At 68.5% G+C, this 19,169-nt stretch carries 17 protein-coding genes; 11 read left to right on the forward strand and 6 right to left on the reverse strand.

All coding sequences use genetic code 11. The features are described 5' to 3' along the window. The first annotated feature begins 54 nt into the window (after positions 1-54). On the forward strand, positions 55-501 hold the full coding sequence (locus tag BM394_RS20845; RefSeq protein WP_092981245.1) for a cysteine dioxygenase: 447 nt from the start codon (positions 55-57) through the stop codon (positions 499-501). Here the strand turns inward: BM394_RS20845 and BM394_RS20850 are convergent, their stop codons facing one another. Beyond that, positions 502-945, reverse strand: coding sequence for a GNAT family N-acetyltransferase (locus tag BM394_RS20850; RefSeq protein ID WP_092981247.1), 444 nt, complete (start codon positions 943-945; stop codon positions 502-504). It lies immediately after the preceding gene. 96 nt (positions 946-1,041) lie between these two features. Here BM394_RS20850 and pdxR point away from each other — a divergent pair, with 96 nt between their 5' ends. Further along, positions 1,042-2,454 carry a MocR-like pyridoxine biosynthesis transcription factor PdxR gene (gene pdxR / locus BM394_RS20855; protein WP_092981251.1) on the forward strand — a complete coding sequence of 471 codons (1,413 nt, stop codon included), beginning with the start codon at positions 1,042-1,044 and terminating at the stop codon, positions 2,452-2,454. A 47-nt stretch (positions 2,455-2,501) separates the two neighbouring features. Beyond that, on the forward strand, positions 2,502-3,593 hold the full coding sequence (locus BM394_RS20860; protein ID WP_092981324.1) for a D-alanine--D-alanine ligase family protein: 1,092 nt from the start codon (positions 2,502-2,504) through the stop codon (positions 3,591-3,593). 110 nt (positions 3,594-3,703) lie between these two features. Here BM394_RS20860 and BM394_RS20865 read toward each other — a convergent pair whose 3' ends face one another. Together BM394_RS20865 and BM394_RS20870 are read right to left on the reverse strand one after the other, a co-directional pair. Continuing rightward, positions 3,704-4,288, reverse strand: a complete 585-nt coding sequence (locus BM394_RS20865) for a DUF3515 domain-containing protein (protein WP_245780351.1) — start codon at positions 4,286-4,288, stop codon at positions 3,704-3,706. 166 nt (positions 4,289-4,454) lie between these two features. Continuing rightward, positions 4,455-4,688 (reverse strand): Lrp/AsnC ligand binding domain-containing protein, encoded by a 234-nt coding sequence (locus BM394_RS20870; protein WP_092981254.1) that lies wholly within the window; start codon positions 4,686-4,688, stop codon positions 4,455-4,457. 188 nt (positions 4,689-4,876) lie between these two features. Between BM394_RS20870 and BM394_RS20875 the strand changes: the two genes are divergently transcribed. Further along, a complete protein-coding gene (locus tag BM394_RS20875; RefSeq protein ID WP_217643644.1) occupies positions 4,877-5,845 on the forward strand; it encodes a thiamine-phosphate kinase in 969 nt (322 codons plus the stop codon). A gap of 103 nt (positions 5,846-5,948) precedes the next feature. Next, positions 5,949-6,626 (forward strand): uracil-DNA glycosylase, encoded by a 678-nt coding sequence (locus tag BM394_RS20880; RefSeq protein WP_092981256.1) that lies wholly within the window; start codon positions 5,949-5,951, stop codon positions 6,624-6,626. A 213-nt stretch (positions 6,627-6,839) separates the two neighbouring features. Here the strand turns inward: BM394_RS20880 and rpmB are convergent, their stop codons facing one another. Then, positions 6,840-7,031: a 50S ribosomal protein L28 gene (gene rpmB, locus BM394_RS20885; protein WP_092632132.1), complete on the reverse strand. Its 192-nt coding sequence runs from the start codon at positions 7,029-7,031 to the stop codon at positions 6,840-6,842. A gap of 620 nt (positions 7,032-7,651) precedes the next feature. Between rpmB and BM394_RS20890 the strand changes: the two genes are divergently transcribed. The 5 genes from BM394_RS20890 (at position 7,652) to coaD (ending at position 16,858) form a co-directional block, all read left to right on the forward strand. Further along, entirely contained in the window at positions 7,652-9,313 is a 1,662-nt protein-coding gene (locus BM394_RS20890; RefSeq protein ID WP_245780354.1) for a DAK2 domain-containing protein, read from the forward strand. 181 nt (positions 9,314-9,494) lie between these two features. Continuing rightward, positions 9,495-11,747 carry an ATP-dependent DNA helicase RecG gene (gene recG / locus BM394_RS20895; protein WP_092981258.1) on the forward strand — a complete coding sequence of 751 codons (2,253 nt, stop codon included), beginning with the start codon at positions 9,495-9,497 and terminating at the stop codon, positions 11,745-11,747. Between the two features lie 422 nt (positions 11,748-12,169). Then, positions 12,170-15,547, forward strand: coding sequence for a pyruvate carboxylase (locus BM394_RS20900; protein WP_092981259.1), 3,378 nt, complete (start codon positions 12,170-12,172; stop codon positions 15,545-15,547). Positions 15,548-15,712: 165 nt separating this feature from the next. Further along, complete coding sequence (rsmD, locus tag BM394_RS20905; RefSeq protein ID WP_092981263.1) at positions 15,713-16,276, forward strand: 16S rRNA (guanine(966)-N(2))-methyltransferase RsmD; 564 nt, start codon at positions 15,713-15,715, stop codon at positions 16,274-16,276. Positions 16,277-16,372: 96 nt separating this feature from the next. Further along, complete coding sequence (coaD, locus tag BM394_RS20910; protein ID WP_092632120.1) at positions 16,373-16,858, forward strand: pantetheine-phosphate adenylyltransferase; 486 nt, start codon at positions 16,373-16,375, stop codon at positions 16,856-16,858. A gap of 71 nt (positions 16,859-16,929) precedes the next feature. Here coaD and BM394_RS20915 read toward each other — a convergent pair whose 3' ends face one another. Beyond that, positions 16,930-17,385: a GNAT family N-acetyltransferase gene (locus BM394_RS20915; protein WP_092981265.1), complete on the reverse strand. Its 456-nt coding sequence runs from the start codon at positions 17,383-17,385 to the stop codon at positions 16,930-16,932. Positions 17,386-17,503: 118 nt separating this feature from the next. Between BM394_RS20915 and BM394_RS20920 the strand changes: the two genes are divergently transcribed. Next, on the forward strand, positions 17,504-17,941 hold the full coding sequence (locus BM394_RS20920; RefSeq protein WP_092981267.1) for a guanyl-specific ribonuclease: 438 nt from the start codon (positions 17,504-17,506) through the stop codon (positions 17,939-17,941). Positions 17,942-18,033: 92 nt separating this feature from the next. Here BM394_RS20920 and BM394_RS20925 read toward each other — a convergent pair whose 3' ends face one another. Then, positions 18,034-19,083 (reverse strand): potassium channel family protein, encoded by a 1,050-nt coding sequence (locus tag BM394_RS20925; RefSeq protein WP_092981269.1) that lies wholly within the window; start codon positions 19,081-19,083, stop codon positions 18,034-18,036. Between the last annotated feature and the right edge of the window lie 86 nt (positions 19,084-19,169).

Consider the following 19,169-nt stretch of genomic DNA (forward strand, 5'->3'; position numbering starts at 1 on the left):
CCGCCGATCCCGCTTTCCGCTCTTCTCCCGTACTATCGCGAAGGACCCTCCGCTGTGTTCGCTGTTCCACCGAATACTGTTCTCCACGCGCCCGAACGCACCCGGCCGCATCCGGCTCTGATAGCCCGCGATGTCGCGACCGATCGCCGCGGTTGGGCACACCTGGTGCGTTACGACCGGGAACAACGTTGGTCCGCGCTGCTGCGGCGCACCGACGACCACGAGGTCTGGATCCTGAGCTGGTTGCCCGGCCAGCACACCGAGCTGCACGATCACGGAGGTGCCGACGGTGCCTTCACCGTGGTCTCCGGTGTGCTGACCGAACGCGCCGTGCGCTCCGACTCCGGGCACCACCAGGCCGAGGCGCTGCACACGCTCGTCGCGGGCCAGTCCCGGGTCTTCGGTCCCAACTACGCCCACCAGGTGCACAACGAGGGGCCGGACCCCGCGATCAGCATTCACGTGTACCGACCCGGCAGGGCGCTCAACCCGACCGGTTGATCAGGACTCCGCGTTCGCGGTCGAGAGCTTTCGGACGAAGTGCGTGGAAGGGGCGGTGAATCCGCTGCTCGCGTACAACCGATGCGCGGTGTGACGCCCGTTTCCCGAATCGAGGTGGATCTCGCCCACCCCCGACGCCGCCGCCTCACGCGCGATCCAGCGCAGCAGTTCGCCCGCGTACCCGTTTCCCCTGGCTCGCGGCAGCGTGCACAGATCGTCGATGTACAGGTAGCTGCCCCAGGCCAGGCATTCACCGGAGCGGAATCCCGCCGCTGCCACCGCCCGATGTTGCGAGTCGAGAGCCGCGATCAGTCGGTACCCGTGCTGCCGCTGCCTGCCCACCGCGGCCAGGAAGTCGGCCATCGTGCTCAACCGAGGGCGTAGTTCCCGGAGTACCGGGTACGCCGTGCTCGTCTCCGCCTGGTCGAGTTCTCTGATCAGCAACGCAGCACCTTTCCCGCAGCAGTGCCCTGTGGGCCGCATCCGCAGCTTCTCCCGAGCGGTGGCATCATTGAAGGGCCAATCGAGGAGTGTTCGAAAATGCCACCCAGGGTTTCCGCGTCCGGAGCGCCACCGCTGGAACTGGCAGTGGAGCTGGACCGCACCAGCGCCCGGCCGTTGGCGGTTCAGTTGGCCGAGGGACTGCGTGGCGCCGCGACGAGGGGTCAGCTACGACGTGGTGATCGGCTGCCGTCCACCCGCGCACTCGCCCGGCACCTCGACGTCAGCCGTACGGTCACGGCGGCCGCTTACGAACAGCTCCACGCCGAGGGCTGGATCGCGGGCAGGCACGGTTCCGGCACCTACGTCACCGCCGCTCCGCCGGGAGTCGACGGGGTGGCGCAGGCCGGAACGGTCGTCGAGAGCGACGCGGACGCGACGCGGGGAGTGCTGCTGGCACCGGGAGCGCCGTGGTCACAGGGGATAGACCGAGCGGCTTGGCGGCGCGCCTGGCGTGCGGCCGGGGACAAGGCACCGTCCACCATGCCCTATCGGGCCGGCGTGCCGGAGTACCGCGCGGTCATCGTGGAGCACCTGTTGCGCCACCGCGGCCTGGTGGTCGAAGGTCCGGCCGAGAACTCGGTACTGGCAACGGCCGGAACCACCGCCGCGCTCGCCGAACTGGCCGCCGCCGTGCTGCCGTCCGGTGCGACCGTGGCGATGGAGGAACCCGGATATCAGCGAGCGGTGGGTGCGCTGCGCGCCGGCGGCATCGAGGTGTTTCCCGTTCCCGTGGACCACTCCGGTCTGCTGGTCGAGCGGATTCCCGAGCACGTCGACGCCGTCTACTGCTCACCCGCGCACCAGTATCCGCTGGGCGGCAGAATGCCCGCCCAGCGGCGAACCGCGCTGATCGAACGGGCACGCACGGCGAACTGGTTGATCGTCGAGGACGACTACGACGGCGAGTTGCGCTACGACGTGGCTCCGCTGCCCGTGCTGGCGGCCCTGGCGCCGGACGTGGTCGTGCATCTGGGGACCACCAGCAAGATCCTCACTCCCACGCTCGGTGTCGGCTGGTTGTTGGCTCCCGAGTGGGTGACCACCGCGGTGCTGGAGTATCGCGAACGCACCGGTACCCGTCCCGCACCGGCGGGGCAGTGGTTGCTCACCGAGTTCGCCGCGAACGGGGATCTGGGCAGGCATCTGCGGCGGTTGCGCCGCGAGCTCTCCGGACGCAGGGAGCTGGTCGTCGACGCCTTCGAAGGGGCGGGTGTCGAACTGTTCGGTGATCGTGCCGGGGCACACGTCGTGGTTCCGCTGTCGGACGGTGACACCGAACGTCGCATCATGGCCTCCCTCCGCCGGCGGGGAGTGCTCGTCGACGGTCTGCGCAGGCACCATCAGGCCGAGCAGCAGTGGTACGGACTGGCCCTCGGCTACGCCGTGTGCGGCGGACGGGAACTGCGTGAGACCTTGCCGATCCTGGTCTCGGAGATCGTCGGCGGTTGATCCGCCGCTTACGGTGTGGCCCCCGTACGCGAGGTATGGTGCTGCGTATGGCTGAACGCAAGATCCGGGTGGCGGTTGTTTTCGGCGGACGCAGTACCGAGCACGGTATTTCCTGCCTGTCCGCGGGCAGTGTGCTGGCTCATCTGGATCGGCGGCGTTTCGAGGTCGTTCCCGTGGGAATCACCCGCGCCGGCTCCTGGGTGCTCGGCCCGGACGACGAGGAGCAGCTACGACTCAAGGACCGGGTCGAACCGGAGATCGTCGACGGCGAGGCGTTGACCCTGCCCGCGGATCCCAGCAGCCGCCAGCTGGTCTCGCTGGAGTCGGACACTGTGGGGCAGGCGCTGTCCGGCGTGGATGTGGTGCTGCCGATGCTGCACGGTGCTTTCGGTGAGGACGGCACCATCCAGGGGCTGCTGGAGATGGCCGGCATTCCGTACGCCGGGCCGGGCGTGCTCGCCAGTGCGGCAGCCATGGACAAGGAGTTCGCCAAGAAGCTCCTCGCCGCCGAGGGGCTGGAGGTCGGCACCTACGAGGTACTGCGTCGCGACGAGACCACATTGGACGAAGCTCGCAGGAGCAGGCTGGGCCTGCCCGTGTTCGTCAAACCGGCCCGTGCCGGGTCCTCGGTGGGGATCACCAAGGTCACCGATCACGCCGAGCTCGACGCCGCCATCGCCGAGGCGCGACGTGTCGATCCCAAGGTGATCGTCGAGTCCGCGCTGTCCGGACGCGAGATCGAGTGCGGTGTTCTGGAGTTCCCGGACGGAGAGGTGACCGCTTCGGCGCCCGCCGAACTGCGCGTCGACAGTGATTCCGGCTGGTACGACTACGATTCGAAGTATCTCGACGACGACACCGAGTTCGACGTGCCGGCCAAACTTTCCGACGAGGAGACGGAACGGTTGCGCGCGGCCGCGGTCGGCGCTTTCCGCGCCCTGGACTGCCAGGGCCTGGCCCGGGTCGACTTCTTCCTGACCGAGGAAGGTCGGCCGGTGGTCAACGAGGTGAACACCATGCCGGGATTCACCCCGATCTCGCTGTACCCGCGCATGTGGGCGCACGCGGGTGTCGACTATTCGAGCCTGCTGAGCATCCTGCTGGACACCGCTGTGGCCCGCGGCACCGGTCTGCGGTGACCCGCCTGACTACCTACCCGATGTCGGACCTTCCGGAGCGAGAGCCCGCGGGAGGTTCCGCCAAGCGAGCGACTCGACAACCCGATCGGAAAACCTCGATGAGACGGGAATCAGTCGAACACGTCCCGCTTGGGCAGGTGTTCGTCGAGGATCCGTGACACGTCCTGGATCGGGCCGATACCGGTGTCGTTCGATCCGGTGACCGCGACGTAGATCGGCCGGTCGACCGCCAGCCAGGTGGTGGTTTCACCGCTGCTGATCGGCAGCCAGCTCACTCCGGAGATCACCACCAGCTTCGAGGTGGGTTTCAGCTCGGCCGGGGCGGTCAGCCCGCACCGTAGACTGATCGGGTCGTGCTCGGCGTCACCCCATGCCACCGTGCCCGCCGGTTTCGGGGTCGCCAGTTCACGCCGGGGCACTCCGGAACCGTCGACACGCAGCTTGTCGGGCAGCGCGTCCAGCACCGTCGCGCAGTCCGCCGAGTTCGCCTCCGGAGCCTTCACCGGGGGCAACGCCAATGGTCCGCTGCGGTCGGCCGTCGTATTCGCGGCGGCTCCCTCGTCGGGCCGGGCGTGCTGTCCGGTCCCGCCGCTCAGGACTCCCAACGTGGCAACGCCCGCCGCCAGCAGTACACCGAGCGACAACGCGATGATCAGTACGACCCGGGGTGGCCCGGATCCGGATTGTTCCCGCACGTCACCCACTACAGCACGAGCGACGCGGGCGATGCGGACCGGTGCCGTTCCCGCCGCGGGGAGCGGGAGGCTCCGCCGGGCGAGTCACCACCGCGAGCGGGCCGAAATGCTCCCACCCGGTGCGAAGCCGGGGGCTCGGACAGGCACCGTCCGGTGGACGGATGCTCTACAGGTGCACGACCGGACAGGTCAGCGTGCGGGTTATTCCCGCCACGTTCTGAATGTTGGCCACCACCATCTTGCCGAGTTTGTCCACGTTCTCGGCCTCGGCGCGCACGATGACGTCGTACGGCCCCGTCACGTCCTCGGCGCTGATGATCCCGGTGTTCCCGGATATCTCGGCCGCCACCGCTGCGGCTTTGCCTACCTCGGTCTGAATGAGGATGTATGCCTGGACCACGGGTGTGTGCCCCTTCGTCTCGTCGGAAGCGTTCGAGGTGGAAACTGGGAGCTGTTTACGACTTGGTCGAGCGGGCAGGTGCCCCGGCGGCCGGCCAGGCCGGTGCTGTCCCGATGAGCGGATCCAGTCCCCGAACGGGCAAGTTACCGCATCGAGCCGCGTGGACGCGCAACGAAAGGAAGATCCAGTTGACTCCCGAGGAGAGACCGGACACACGGACCGTCTCACAGGTGGGTGAGTTCGGTCTCATCCGGAGAGTGACCGAGCACCGTAACCAGCCGAGCAGCACCCTCCTCGGCCCCGGTGACGATGCCGCCGTGCTCACCGCTCCGGACGGCAGGGTCGTGGCCACCACCGACGTGCTGGTGCAGGACGTGCACTTCCGGCTGGACTGGTCCGGTCCCCGGCACGTGGGCCGCAAGGCCGTGGCCGTGAACCTCTCCGACATCGCGGCGATGGGGGCCGTGCCGACCGGCCTGCTGGTGGGACTCGGGTGCTCCGGGGAAGTGACCGCGGAGTTCGTCGACGAACTGGCCGCGGGCATGTGGGAAGAGGCGCGGCGTGCCGGTACCGCCCTGATAGGCGGCGACATGGTCACCTCGAACCAACTGACCGTCTCGGTGACCGCGCTGGGTGACCTGCGGGGTGGAAAACCCGTGACCAGGGAGGGCGCGCGACAGGGCGATGTCGTGGCGTTGGCCGGTGGCCTGGGGTGGTCGGCGGCGGGGTTGGCGGTGCTGGCTCGTGGATTCCGCTCACCGCTGTCGGTGGTCGGTGCTCATCGGGTTCCCCAACCGCCCTACGAGGCCGGGCCCGCCGCGGCGGTGGCCGGTGCCACTTCGATGATCGACATCTCGGACGGGTTGCTCGCGGACATGGCGCACGTCGCGGATGCCTCCGGAGTCTCGGTGGACATCCGCACCGACCAGCTCGAAGTGCCGCAGCGACTGCTGGAGGTGGCCTCGGCGCTCGGGGCCGATCCCGGTGACTGGGTGCTCAACGGCGGTGAGGACCAGGCGTTGGTGGCGACTTTCCCCGGTGATCGCGAGCTGCCCGACGGGTGGCGCCCCATCGGTCGTGTCCGACAGGGCCGAGGTGTCACCGTGGACGGTGTCGAGCACACCGAACGGGCCGGGTGGCAGCACTGGCGGCATTGAGAGCCCGACGGGGGCTCGGTCGGTTCTCATACCCGATTCCGTGACGTGGCGGGCACCCAGGGGGGCGGTGTTGATGATCAAAAGGTCGCTAGGGTCATGGCCCGTGACCAGGAGCCCGTTGAACGAGATTGTGGAACCAGGCTGGGCCGAGGCGCTCGCGCCGGTGTCCGACCGGATAGCCGCCATGGGCGATTTCCTGCGCTCGGAAGTCGCCGCAGGACGCGAGTACCTGCCGGCCGGGGAGAACGTGCTGCGCGCCTTCCAACAGCCGTTTCGGGATGTGCGAGTGCTCATCGTGGGACAGGACCCCTACCCGACGCCGGGGCATCCCGTCGGCTTGAGCTTCTCGGTCGCTCCGGACGTCGACCCCGTGCCACGCAGCCTGGCCAACATCTTTCGTGAGTACTGTGACGATCTCGGCCATCCGTACCCCTCCAACGGTGATCTCACGCCGTGGACCGAGCGGGGCGTGCTGTTGCTCAACCGCGCGTTGACCGTGCAGCCGGGCAAATCGGCCTCGCATCGCGGCAAGGGGTGGGAAGAAGTCACCGATCAGGCCATCAAGGCGCTGGCACAGCGTTCCGAACCACTGGTGGCGATTCTGTGGGGACGTGACGCGCGGAGCCTGCGTACGTTGATGCCCGGCGTCGGGTGCGTCGAGTCGCCGCACCCGAGCCCGATGTCAGCTGATCGGGGGTTCTTCGGATCACGGCCGTTCAGTCGCGCGAACGAGATGTTGCGGGAACTGGGGGCGGAACCGATCGACTGGAAACTTCCGTGACCGCGACGCTTCGTTCCGATCCGTGAGTGGGTCCCGCCCCGTGCGCGGGATCCGAACCACGAGTGGGCGTCGGGGAGATGGGTCTCGACGAGGGGACGGGGAAGTACCGCCCCGCTGTGTGCTCGTCCGGCGCCCACCGGCAGAAAAACGCTCGGCCGGTTGTACCGACCGAGCGTTCTCGACGAGTGATCGAGACGACGTCTCGCCATCGTCTCAGCCGCGCACGACCTTACCCGCCTTCAGGCAGGAAGTGCACACGTTCATCCGCTTGCGCTGCGTCGGGCTGACCTTGGCGCGCACGGTCTGAATGTTCGGGTTCCACCTGCGCTTGGTGCGCCGGTGAGAGTGCGAGACCGCCATACCGAAACCCGGCCCCTTGTTGCAGACGTCGCAGACGGCAGCCACGTCAGACACCCCTTACTTCGCTCGAATCTCCGTCCCCGCGCCGTCACCCGACGCGGGTCATGCTCGTGCGGTGACAGCGCTGTTGGGCAACGCGGCTACCCCGCGCCGGTGAAGGCTGTCCACCCAGGGGTGACTGCGCGCCCGTACACCGCCGTTCGAGTAACGTGCGAAATCGTGCACGCTCCCCGAGCCGTCGCCTCGCGGCGCGGCATTGGCCCCGCTCCGCTGTGGTGCGAGGTCTTCCCGTGGCGATACCCGATGCCAGCGTGACTGGCCTTACCTGGGTTTCCAGTTACCTGGGTTTCCAGCGGGCTGTCACGACGCAACTCGCCGCCGATTCAGGTCCCCCGGCGAACCGGCTCGGTTCTCACCGGTCCTTGCCGAGTTCCATCGCGAGGGAGTCTAGCAACAGGTGTCGACCCGGTCGGACACGGCGGGACGCCCATCGTTCGGAGGCCCGCCGCCGGTGCCGGACCGCGCCCCCGTGGGACGCCCGCGCTCCTCGCGGTCCGGCGCCACCGACGTGGTGGGTACTCACCATGCCGTCGCTCACCCACACCACGGTCGCGGCGACTATTCTCAGCGGCAACCGGGACGAGTGTGGTCCACGCATTGGAGGAATGGTGCTGCAGGCGTTGGACGGCCCCGCTGTACGGCGTTGGGCCGAGTTGGCAGTGCTCGCGCTGACCGCGAACCGCGCGGCCATCGACCACATCAACGTCTATCCCGTCGCCGACAACGACACCGGCACCAATCTGCTGCAGACGATGCGTGCGGCCGCGGAATCGGCGGCGAACACCGCGGCCGAGGAGCGATCCGACCGGGTGCTGGCAGCGCTGGCGGACGGTGCGTTGCACAGTGCCCGCGGCAACTCCGGGCTGTTGCTCTCGCAGGTGCTGCGCGGCATCGCCCAACAGGCCGAGGGGCGAGCCCCGGTGGAGGCGGATCTGTTCCGGGAAGCGTTACGGCGTGGTCTCCAGCTGGCAGGGCAGTCGGTGGCCCGACCGGTGGAGGGAACCCTGCTGACCGTGCTGCGCGCGGCCGTCGACGCCTGCTGGGAAGCGACCGACGAACTTCCCGAGGTGGTCGGAGCCGCGACCAGGGCCTCGATCGACGCGTTGCGACTCACCCGCACGCAACTTCCGGTGCTGAACTCGGCGGGCGTGGTCGATGCCGGGGGGCGTGGACTGGTCATCCTGCTCGACTCGCTGCACGCGGTGGTCTGCGACGCACAACGACTCGCGGCGGACAGCCCAGCCGTGCTGGACTCCGACCCGGCCGCTGCGGATATGCCCCGGCACGACTCGGACTACGACTACGAAGTCATGTACCTGCTCTCCGACGCACCCGCCTCCGTCGCCGCCGACCTGCGCAGTCACCTCGCGGAGCTCGGTGACTGCGTGTCGGTGGCCGACACGGGAGAAGCCCTTCCGGACCCGACAACACCCGCCACCTGGGCGGTACACGTGCACTGCGACGACATCGGTGCGGCCATCGAGTCGGGCATCGAACTCGGCAGGGTTCACGGCATCCGCGTCACCAGGTTCGCCGACCAGGTCGGCGACGCCGCGCGCGGTGGTTCGGGACAGCGCGCCCACGCCGCGAGCGGCGACCTCTCGGAGGGACGTGTCGTACTCGCGGTCACGCGCGGCGGGCGGCTGGAAAGCCTCTTCCGCGCGGAAGGCGCGTTGACGCTGCGCATCGACGAGCAGGAGGTGCCGGAGGCGCGGGAGCTCCTGGAGGCGATCCTCGACACCGGTTACGGGGACGTTCTGCTGCTGCCCAACGAGGAGTCGTTGGCACCTCCGGCCGAGGACGCGGCACAGGCCGCACTGCGGGCGGGAATCGAAGTCGTGGTGGTCCCCACGGCGTCACCGGTGCAGGGACTGGCCGCGCTCGCGGTGCACGATCCGAACCGCAGGACCGCCGACGACACCGTCGCGCTGGCGGAGGCTGCCGCGGCGACGCGCCGTGGTGAGCTGAGCGTCGCGGCGGGGGAGGCACTGACCTGGGTCGGCTACTGCCGCAGCGGTGACCTGCTGGGCATGCTGGACGGCGAGGTCGTGCTCATCGGCGACGACAGGCGGCGGGCGGCCTGTCTGCTGCTGGACCGGATGCTCGCCTCGGGGGGAGAACTGGTCACCGCGCTGATTCCGGACCACGCTCCGACCGCGCTGCCCGAGGTGCTGGCCGAGCACCTGCGCGGAACCCATCCCGAGGTCGAGCTGATCTGCTACCCCTGCGGGGAGTCGACCACCGAACTGATGCTGGGAGTGGAGTGAACGTTGTGCCTGGCGCAGGCCCCGAACCCAGGGGTGGGCGACCGTTGTCGGCCGCCTCGGATAGTTTGATCGTTGAACACCGATACGAGCCCTCGGGCGTCCCCGCATCGGCCGAAGCGGCTCGGTCTGCCTACGACGTCGAAAGCACGGCTCAGTGCGCCGTGGCACTGCTGGTGAAGCGATGACCGGGTGGGACACCAACCTCGACCGGGTGTTGGGCGGCAAGACCGCCAAGGCACTCAACAGCTCGTTCGGCATGTCCACAGTGGGCGACCTGCTGCGGCACTATCCCCGCCGTTACGCGGAGCGTGGTGAGCTCACGGCTATCGGCGGGCTCGAGATCGGGGAGCACGCCACCGTGCTCGCCAGGGTCGAGCGAGTCGGCAAGCGCAAGATGCGGTCACGTCGCGGCACGATCCTGCAGGCCCGCATCACCGACGGCTCGCGCTCCATGTCCTGCACGTTCTTCAACCAGGCATGGCGCGAGCGCGAACTCCTCCCCGGCAGGACGGGGATGTTCGCGGGCAAGGTCACGGCCTACCGCAACGAGCTGCAACTCGCCCATCCCGAGTACCAGTTGTTCACCGAGGAGGAGGAAGCCGACGCGCACGACGCCGCGCGTGATTTCGCGGCCGCCCTGATCCCGGTGTATCCCGCCGCGCAGGGACTGCCCTCCTGGTCGTTGGCGCGTTGTGTGGCCCAGGTGCTCGACGGTTGGCAGGGCGTCGAGGACCCGTTGCCGGAGTCGTTGCGCGAGCGCGTCGGGCTGCTCGGGTTGAATCAGGCGTTGCACTGGATCCACCGGCCGGACGGGACGAACCAGGTCGACGAGGCACGACACCGGCTGAAGTGGGACGAAGCGCTGGGGGTGCAGCTGTCGCTGGCCAGGTCGCGGCTGCGGCAGGACGAGCGCCCCGCTCCGGCCTGCCCGCCGATCGACGGGGGTGTGCGAGCGGACTTCGATCGGCGTCTGCCGTTCGCGTTGACCGAGGGGCAGGTCGAGGTCGGTGAACAGCTCGCCGCGGATCTGTCCGAACGGCATCCGATGAATCGTCTGGTGCAGGGCGAGGTCGGTTCGGGCAAGACCGTGGTGGCGCTGCGTGCCATGCTGCAGGTGGTCGACTCCGGCAGGCAGGCCGCGATGCTGGCACCGACCGAGGTTCTCGCGGCGCAGCACGCCCGGTCACTCCGGGAGCTGCTGGGAGAACTGGCCAGGGCGGGTGAGTTCGACTCCCCGGAGCACGCCACCAGGGTGACCCTGCTGACCGGCTCGTTGTCCGCCGCGCAGCGGAAGCAGGCGTTGTTGGACGCGGCTTCCGGCGCGGCGGGGATCGTGGTCGGCACCCACGCGTTGATCCAGGACCAGGTCTCGTTCGCCGACCTCGGACTGGTGGTGGTCGACGAGCAGCATCGGTTCGGTGTCGAGCAGCGGGACGCGCTGCGGGGCCGCGCCGCCGAACAGGCCTGTCCGCACCTGCTGGTGATGACCGCGACACCGATTCCGCGTACGGTCGCGATGACCGTTTTCGGGGACCTGCGCACTTCCGCGCTGCGTGAGCTGCCCCGAGGTCGCTCCCCGATCAGCACCACCGTGGTTCCGGCCGCGGAGAAACCGGCCTGGCTCGATCGGGTGTGGCAGCGTGTCACCGAGGAGGTGACCGCCGGGCGGCAGGTCTACGTGGTCTGTCCCCGAGTGGGGGACGGGACCGTCGTCGACTCCGAGGGGAGTTCCCGGAGCGGGGGCGAGTCCGCCGACGGGGAGGTCGTACCGGAAGCCGTGGACGATCCGCCGGGCGGAGCGGAAGGTAACGGTTCGCGGCGTTCGCCGCTCGCCGTGGTCGAACTCGCCGAGCGACTGCGCCAGGGCCCGCTGCGGGATCTCCGTCTGGGAGCGCTGCACGGCAGGCTCGCCGCGGACGACAAGGACGCGGTGATGCGCCGGTTCGCCGCCGGTGAGCTCGATGTGCTCGTGGCGACCACCGTGATCGAGGTCGGTGTCGACGTGCCGAACGCGTCCACGATGGTGATCATGGACGCGGACCGGTTCGGGATGAGTCAGCTCCACCAGTTGCGCGGCCGGGTGGGTCGGGGGAGCGCCCCCGGATTGTGCCTGCTGGTCACCGAGGCGGTGCCCCAGACACCCGCCCGCGGCCGACTGGACGCCGTCGCCTCGACCACCGACGGCTTCGAACTCGCCAGGCTCGATCTGCTGCAACGTCGGGAGGGTGACGTGCTCGGCGAGGCGCAGTCCGGCACGAAGTCCGCGCTGCGGATGCTGTCGCTGGTGCACGACGAGGAGGTCATCGCCGAGGCGGGCGGCGAGGCGGAGGCAGTCGTACGGCAGGACCCCGAACTGCGTGCCCACCCGGGACTGGCCGGGATGATCACCGAACTCCTCGCCGAGGAGCGTGCCGAGTTCCTGGAGAAGTCCTAGTAGGACTCCGTCGATTCGGTTTTCCGCTGTGCCGGGCGTGAAGCGGCAGCACCGAAGATCACGCGATGGAGCGCGGTAACCGCCCAGCGCGAGATTTCGTGACTTACGTCTCCTCGGGTGTTGGTGTGACCGCTCCTCCGGCTGGCGCGTCGGCGCGCAGCGCGCGAACATCGACACCTACGGTGTCCGCTTCCGCCGATCCCGCCCGCGGCCTTGGTGAGAACATTCGTCACATTCGTTTTTTTGTGAATATGTTGATTATTTCTATTGGTTGATCCTTGTTCGCCGGTTCCGGATTTGCAGGTCGCATACGGGGCACTTGTGGATCATGAGTTCCATCACGCGAGAACAGCTCCCGAAGAGGAGAATTTTCGGGGTATTGTTCGCAGGCGATCCGACACCTGCCCCAGGAGGTAGCCGGCATGTTCCGCAAGGTCCTCGTCGCCAACCGTGGCGAGATAGCCATCCGCGCGTTCCGCGCCGGATACGAGCTCGGCGCGAAAACCGTGGCCGTGTTTCCCCACGAGGATCGCAACTCACTGCACCGGCTGAAGGCGGACGAGTCCTACGAGATCGGCGCTGCCGGTCACCCCGTTCGGGCTTATCTGTCCGTCGAGGAAATCATCCGGGCGGCCCGAACAGCGGGCGCCGATGCGATCTATCCGGGTTACGGATTCCTGTCCGAGAACCCCGACCTGGCCGAGGCCTGCCAACAGGCCGGTATCACCTTCATCGGTCCGTCACACGAGATTCTGCAGCTCACGGGCAACAAGGCCAGTGCGGTCCGGGCCGCCAAAGCGGCCGGGGTGCCCGTACTCGAGTCCTCCGCCCCCTCCGCCGACGTCGAGGAACTGATGAACTCCGCCGGGGACATGCGGTTCCCGGTGTTCGTCAAGGCCGTCGCGGGCGGCGGTGGCCGCGGCATGCGCAGGGTCAACGATCTCGATTCGCTGCGTGAGGCGTTGGAAGCCGCCATGCGCGAAGCCGAATCCGCTTTCGGCGACCCCACCGTCTTCCTCGAGCAGGCCGTGGTCAATCCACGGCACATCGAGGTGCAGATCCTCGCCGATTCGGCGGGCAACGTGGTTCACCTCTACGAACGCGACTGCTCGGTACAGCGCAGGCACCAGAAGGTCGTGGAGATCGCCCCGGCCCCGAACCTGGACCCGCAGCTGCGGGAACGGATCTGTGCCGACGCGGTGGCGTTCGCGCGGGAGATCGGCTACGTCAACGCGGGGACGGTGGAGTTCCTCGTCGACGAGCACGGCCGGCACGTGTTCATCGAGATGAACCCCCGGATTCAGGTGGAACACACCGTCACCGAGGAGGTCACCGACGCCGACCTGGTGCAGTCCCAGGTGCGTGTCGCCGCAGGGGAGACACTGCCGGACCTCGGCATGTCCCAGGACGGCATCCGGCTGCGCGGTGCGGCGCTGCAGTGCCGGATCACCACCGAGGACCCGGCCAACGGTTTCCGGCCCGACACCGGAATGATCAGTGCCTACCGCTCGCCGGGCGGTGCCGGTGTCCGACTGGACGGTGGCACGGCCTTCTCCGGCAGCAGCGTCAGCGCCCACTTCGACTCCATGCTGGTCAAGTTGACCTGTCGTGGTCGGGACTTCGACACCGCCGTGGCGCGGGCACGACGGGCCGTCGCGGAGTTCCGGATCCGCGGTGTGTCCACCAACATTCCGTTCCTGCAGGCGGTGCTCGACGACCCGGACTTCGGCGCCGGAAGAATCACCACGTCCTTCATCGACGAGCGCCCGAAGCTGTTGACCGCGCGCCACTCGGCCGACCGGGGAACCCGGCTGCTGAGCTACCTCGCGGACGTGACCGTCAACCGTCCCTACGGGGAACGCCCCGCCGCTCCCGAGCCGAGGCACAAACTGCCCGCCGCCGATCTCGACACCCCGCCGCCCGCGGGATCGAAGGATCGGCTCGACCGACTGGGCCCGGAGGGCTTCGCGCGGTGGCTGCGCGACTCCGACGCCGTCGGGGTCACCGAGACGACGTTCCGGGACGCTCACCAGTCCCTGCTCGCCACCCGGGTCCGCACCAAGGACCTCACCACGGTCGCTCCCCACGTGGCCCGCACGACTCCCGAACTGCTCTCGCTGGAGTGCTGGGGCGGTGCCACCTACGACGTCTCGTTGCGGTTCCTGGCCGAGGACCCGTGGGAGAGGCTGGCCGCGCTGCGCCGAGCCGTCCCCAACATCTGTCTGCAGATGCTGCTGCGCGGGCGCAACACGGTCGGCTACACGCCCTACCCCACCGAGGTGACCGAGCACTTCGTGGCGGAGGCCACCGAGACGGGTATCGACATCTTCCGCATCTTCGACGCGCTCAACGACGTGGAGCAGATGCGCCCGGCCATTAGGGCGGTGCGCGACACCGGGCGTTCCGTGGCGGAGGTGGCGCTCTGCTACACGGGGGATCTCTCCGACCCCGACGAGCGGATCTACACCCTGGACTACTACCTGCGGTTGGCGGAGCGGATCGTCGAGGCGGGCGCGCACGTGCTGGCGATCAAGGACATGGCCGGACTGCTGCGCCCGCCCGCCGCCGCCACGCTGGTCTCCGCGCTGCGGCGCGAGTTCGACCTGCCGGTGCACCTGCACACCCACGACACCCCCGGTGGGCAGCTGGCCACTTACCAGGCCGCCGTGCAGGCCGGGGTGGACGCCGTGGACGGGGCGTCCGCGTCGCTGGCGGGGACCACCTCGCAGCCCGCCCTCTCCTCGATCGTGGCCGCCACCGATCACACCGAACGGGAGACCGGCCTGGACCTGGACGCGGTGTGCGATCTGGAGCCCTACTGGGAGTCGGTCCGCAAGATCTACCGGCCCTTCGAGGCGGGGCTGGCGGCTCCCACGGGACGTGTCTATCGGCACGAGATCCCCGGCGGGCAGCTGTCCAATCTGCGGACGCAGGCCGTGGCCCTCGGACTCGGCGACAAGTTCGAGGAGATCGAGGCGATGTACGCCGCCGCCGACCGCATGCTCGGTCGGCTGGTCAAGGTCACTCCGTCCTCGAAGGTCGTGGGGGACCTGGCGTTGCACCTGGTCGGAGCCGGGGTGGCCCCGGGCGAGTTCGAGGCCGAGCCGCACAGGTTCGACATCCCGGATTCGGTGATCGGGTTCCTGCAGGGTGAGCTCGGTGATCCGCCCGGTGGTTGGCCCGAACCCTTCCGCAGCCGTGCGCTGCGGGGCAGGCCCGCCGAACGTCAACTGGTCGAACTCTCCGAGGAGGACCGCAAGGGGCTGGCGACCGACCGGAGGGAGACGCTGAACCGGCTGCTGTTCCCCAAACCCACCAGGGAGTTCAACGAGCACCGTCACTCCTACGGTGACACCTCGCTGCTGAGCAGCAAGGACTTCTTCTACGGGCTGCGTGCGGGCGAGGAGTACGCCGTGGACCTGGACCAGGGTGTGCGGTTGCTGATCGGCCTGGAGGCGATCAGCGAGGCCGACGAACGCGGTGTACGCACCGTCATGGCCATTCTCAACGGCCAGATGCGCCCCATACAGGTCAGGGACCGTTCGGTCGCCTCCGAACTCCCCGTCGCCGAGAAGGCCGAACGCACCAACCCCGCGCACGTCGCGGCACCGTTCTCCGGGGTGGTCACGCTTTCCGCCTCGGAGGGCGAAACGGTCGAGACCGGCCAGACGGTCGCCACCATCGAGGCCATGAAGATGGAGGCGGCGATCACCGCCCAGCAGGGCGGCACGGTCAAGCGTGTGGCCATCGGTGCGGTACAGCAGGTCGAGGGCGGCGATCTGGTCATCGAGATCGGTTGAACGATTCCGCCGCTCGGCTCCTCCGGAGGGGGCGGGCTCTACCGGGGGAGCCGCCACTCCTCCGGAGAGCCCGCTCGGGCGACGGTTCCCCCGCGCGCCGTCGCCACGAGCTCCCCACTTCCCCCCTGCGGTGACCGGGCGACAGCGGTGGGCGAGGATGGTCCGGTGACCAGAATCGTCGCGGGAACCGCCGGTGGGCGCCGTATCGAGGTGCCGCAACGTGGCACCAGACCAGTCACCGAACGAGTGCGCGAGGCACTGTTCAGCGCGCTGGAGGCCATGACGGAACTGTCCGGGACCAGAGTGCTGGATCTGTTCGCTGGCTCGGGCGGTTTCGGCTTCGAGGCGCTCTCGCGCGGTGCCGAACACGCCACCTTCGTCGAATCGGACCGGCGCGCCGCCGGAGTGCTGCGTCGTAACGCCGAGACTCTCGGCTTCCGCTCCATCGGTATCGAGCAGTCCCCCGTGCGCTCGGTGCTGACCCGGTCCCCGGGCGAACCCTACGACCTGGTCTTCGCCGATCCCCCCTTCGCGATGGACTCCGCCGAGTTGGACGAGTGCTGGCAGGCGTTGGTTCGCAACGACTGGCTGAACCGGGACGGCCTGGTCATCGTCGAGCGGTTCTGGAACAGTCCCGCCCCGGTGTGGCCCGCGGGTATCGAGGAGCTGCGGAACAAGCGTTACGGCGACGCCGCCGTCTACTGGGCCGAACGCGTTCCGCCGGAGTGATGGCCGAAGCCCGCTCGCTCGTCTCCCGTACGTTCGGTGGTGAGTCACACCACCTCGTCCTGAGTCCTACCGGCGGGTACTGCTAAGTTGCCGCTCATGAGGCGTGCCGTCTGTCCAGGTTCTTACGATCCGGTCACCAATGGCCATTTGGACATCATCGAGCGAGCGGCGGGGCTGTTCGACGAGGTAACCGTCGCCGTGCTCGTGAACAAGAGCAAGAAGAGCCTGTTCGACGTCGACGAGCGGATCGAGATGCTGCGCGAGGTCAGCAAACCGTGGCCGAACGTGGTCGTCGACTCCTGGCACGGTCTGCTCGTGGACTACTGCAAGGCCAACGGGATCGGTGCGATCGTCAAAGGGCTGCGTGCGGTCAGTGATTTCGACTACGAGCTGCAGATGGCGCAGATGAACCAGCGGCTCTCCGGAGTCGAGACGCTGTTCATGTCCACCAACCCGCTCTACAGCTTCCTGGCCAGTTCACTGGTCAAGGAGGTGGCCACCTACGGTGGCGACGTTTCCAACCTGTTGCCGCCGAGGATCGAACGACGGCTGCTCGACCGGTTGGCGGAAACGGCCGAGTGAGCGGGGCGGATCAGCCGCCTCGGCAACCGGGAACGGACGTCGCGCGGTGACCCCCGTGGCACCGTGATCCGTCAGTCCAGCGAGAGCTTCATGCCGACGTGGGTGGCGCTGAAGCCGAGCCGTTCGTAGAACCGGTGCGCGGCCGTTCGACCGCTGTCGGAGGTCAGCTGTATCCGCCCCGCGCCGCGCTCGCGTGCCACCGAGATCGCCCATTCGCACATCCGCCCGCCGATCCCGAGGCCGCGGTACTCCGAGCCGACCCGAACCGCTTCCAACTGGGCCCGCTTGGTGCCCACAAGCGACAGTCCGGCGATGAAGCTCAGTTGCAGGGTTCCCACGATCTCGCCGTCGAGCTCGGCGACCACGAGTAGTTGGTTCGGGTCCGAGGCGATCTCCGCGAACGCGGTGTCGTAGGCCGGATCTCCGGGACGCTCCCGGTGGCGGCCCAGTTCGTCATCGCTGAGCAGGGAGACCACGGCCGTCACGTCCGCGGCCCGTGCGGGGCGGAAGCTGAATCGTTCGTCCATCGGGTGAGCAGTCTAGTCGCGCGACGCGCCGCGGGTTCGCGTTCGCTGCCGTCGTTCGTCATTCGCCGTTCACGGCTGTGCCTGGTGTCGGTTACGCGGCGGAGTTAACGTGCTGGTTATGCGCCAACACGCTGTGAAGCTTTCCAGGTTGATGTTGACAGGGCTGATCGCCGTCCTGGGCCTGCTCGGTCCCGTGGCGGTGGCCTCGGCGGAACCGGTCGCCGAGCGTTCCTCCGCCGTGCCGGCCGTGGCCGCGTGCGGCAACACTTCCGGCTTCGAACGAGTCGCGCTGTCGTCCCTTCCCCCGGAAGCCACCGACACCGTGCGACTGATTCAACAGGGCGGTCCCTACCCCTATCCGGAGGACGGCGGCGTCTTCCACAACTGGGAGGGGATCCTGCCGGACTGCCCGGACGGCTACTACCACGAGTACACGGTCGATACCCCGGGAATCGACCATCGCGGTGCCCGCCGGTTCGTCGTCGGCTCCGAGGGGGAGTACTTCTACACCGCGGATCACTACGACAGCTTCCGGCTGACCGACATCGACTCCTGAATCCCGTGACCGTCGGCACGGCGTCCGGAACCACCGGGGACGCCGTGCCGACGCTCACGGTACGGATCCGCCACGGCTGTGAACGGCCCGCCTCACGCACCGCGCGAATCGCCCGCCGCACGCACCGCGCGCGCCAGCTGTTCCTGCGAGATCCGCTGGGCGGAGATGTAGTACAGCGTGCTGCCCGCGGGCAGTCTCGTTCGCCAGGACGGGCTGATGAGCAGTTCGGAGTCGGTCCGCGCGGCCAGCACCGTGGCGTCGTGCCGATCGCCCAGTGCGAACTGGCAGGCACCGTAGGAGACCGGGCCCAGTGAATCGGGGAGCCGGCACGAGTAGGTGTTCCCTCCGCCGTGTGTCACCAGTTCGCTGTAAACCTGGGTGATGCCGGGGTCCAGCAGCTCCTCGGTGATCATGTGCGGGGTGTGCCACTGGACGCAGCGGATCGTGTCGTCCACGTACCGCATGTGCTCGGCCCTGCTCATGTCCCGCAGCGCGATCACCGGCTCCAGTGCCGGATTGACGTGGTGCACGCTCACCGCCACGGCGAGGGCCTCGTTGTCGTCGCGCGCGTCGATCAGTACCGAACGGGCGCGGTGCAGCCCGGCCCTGTGCAGCACGTCCTCCGCGGTCAGATCGCCGCGCACGAAGCCGATCCCCCGGTCGGGAACGGGATTGTGGTCCACGTCGTCCCAGGCGCCGAGCACGACCGGATGCCTACCGTCGGCGAGCAGCTCGTCGATTATGCGTTCACTGCGTCCGGCGCCGTATCCCAGCACCACGATGTGATCGGATATGTGCAGGCTGCCCGAGCCGCTCATTCTTCTGCCTCTCGCCGTTTCCAGGGTGGTCGCCAGGTGGGTGAACAGGGTGGTCAACGTCGCGATCCCCCCGACGATGACGTAAACCCCGACGATGTGGCCCCCGGTGGTCTCCGGGTAGAAGTCGCCGTAACCCACCGTGGAGGTGGTGACCAGAAACCACCACCAGTAGTTCTCCGGAGCAGTCAGTTCGCTGTCGGCGCGTTCGAACAGCGCCATCAGCGGCCAGCTCGTGAAGAACACGAACGTGATCACCAGAGCAGGGGTCGTCCATGACCGGATGCTGATCAGACGTTGCAGCAAACGGAACAGTACGGTGGGCAACGGGACCTCCCGCCGGATCGTGACACTGGTCTTCGCCCAGTTTCGATTACCCGCCGGTCCGGTCTCCCACCGGTGTCCCGGTGACG

This window comes from Actinopolyspora lacussalsi subsp. righensis (assembly GCF_900116555.1).
Lineage (GTDB): Bacteria > Actinomycetota > Actinomycetes > Mycobacteriales > Pseudonocardiaceae > Actinopolyspora > Actinopolyspora lacussalsi.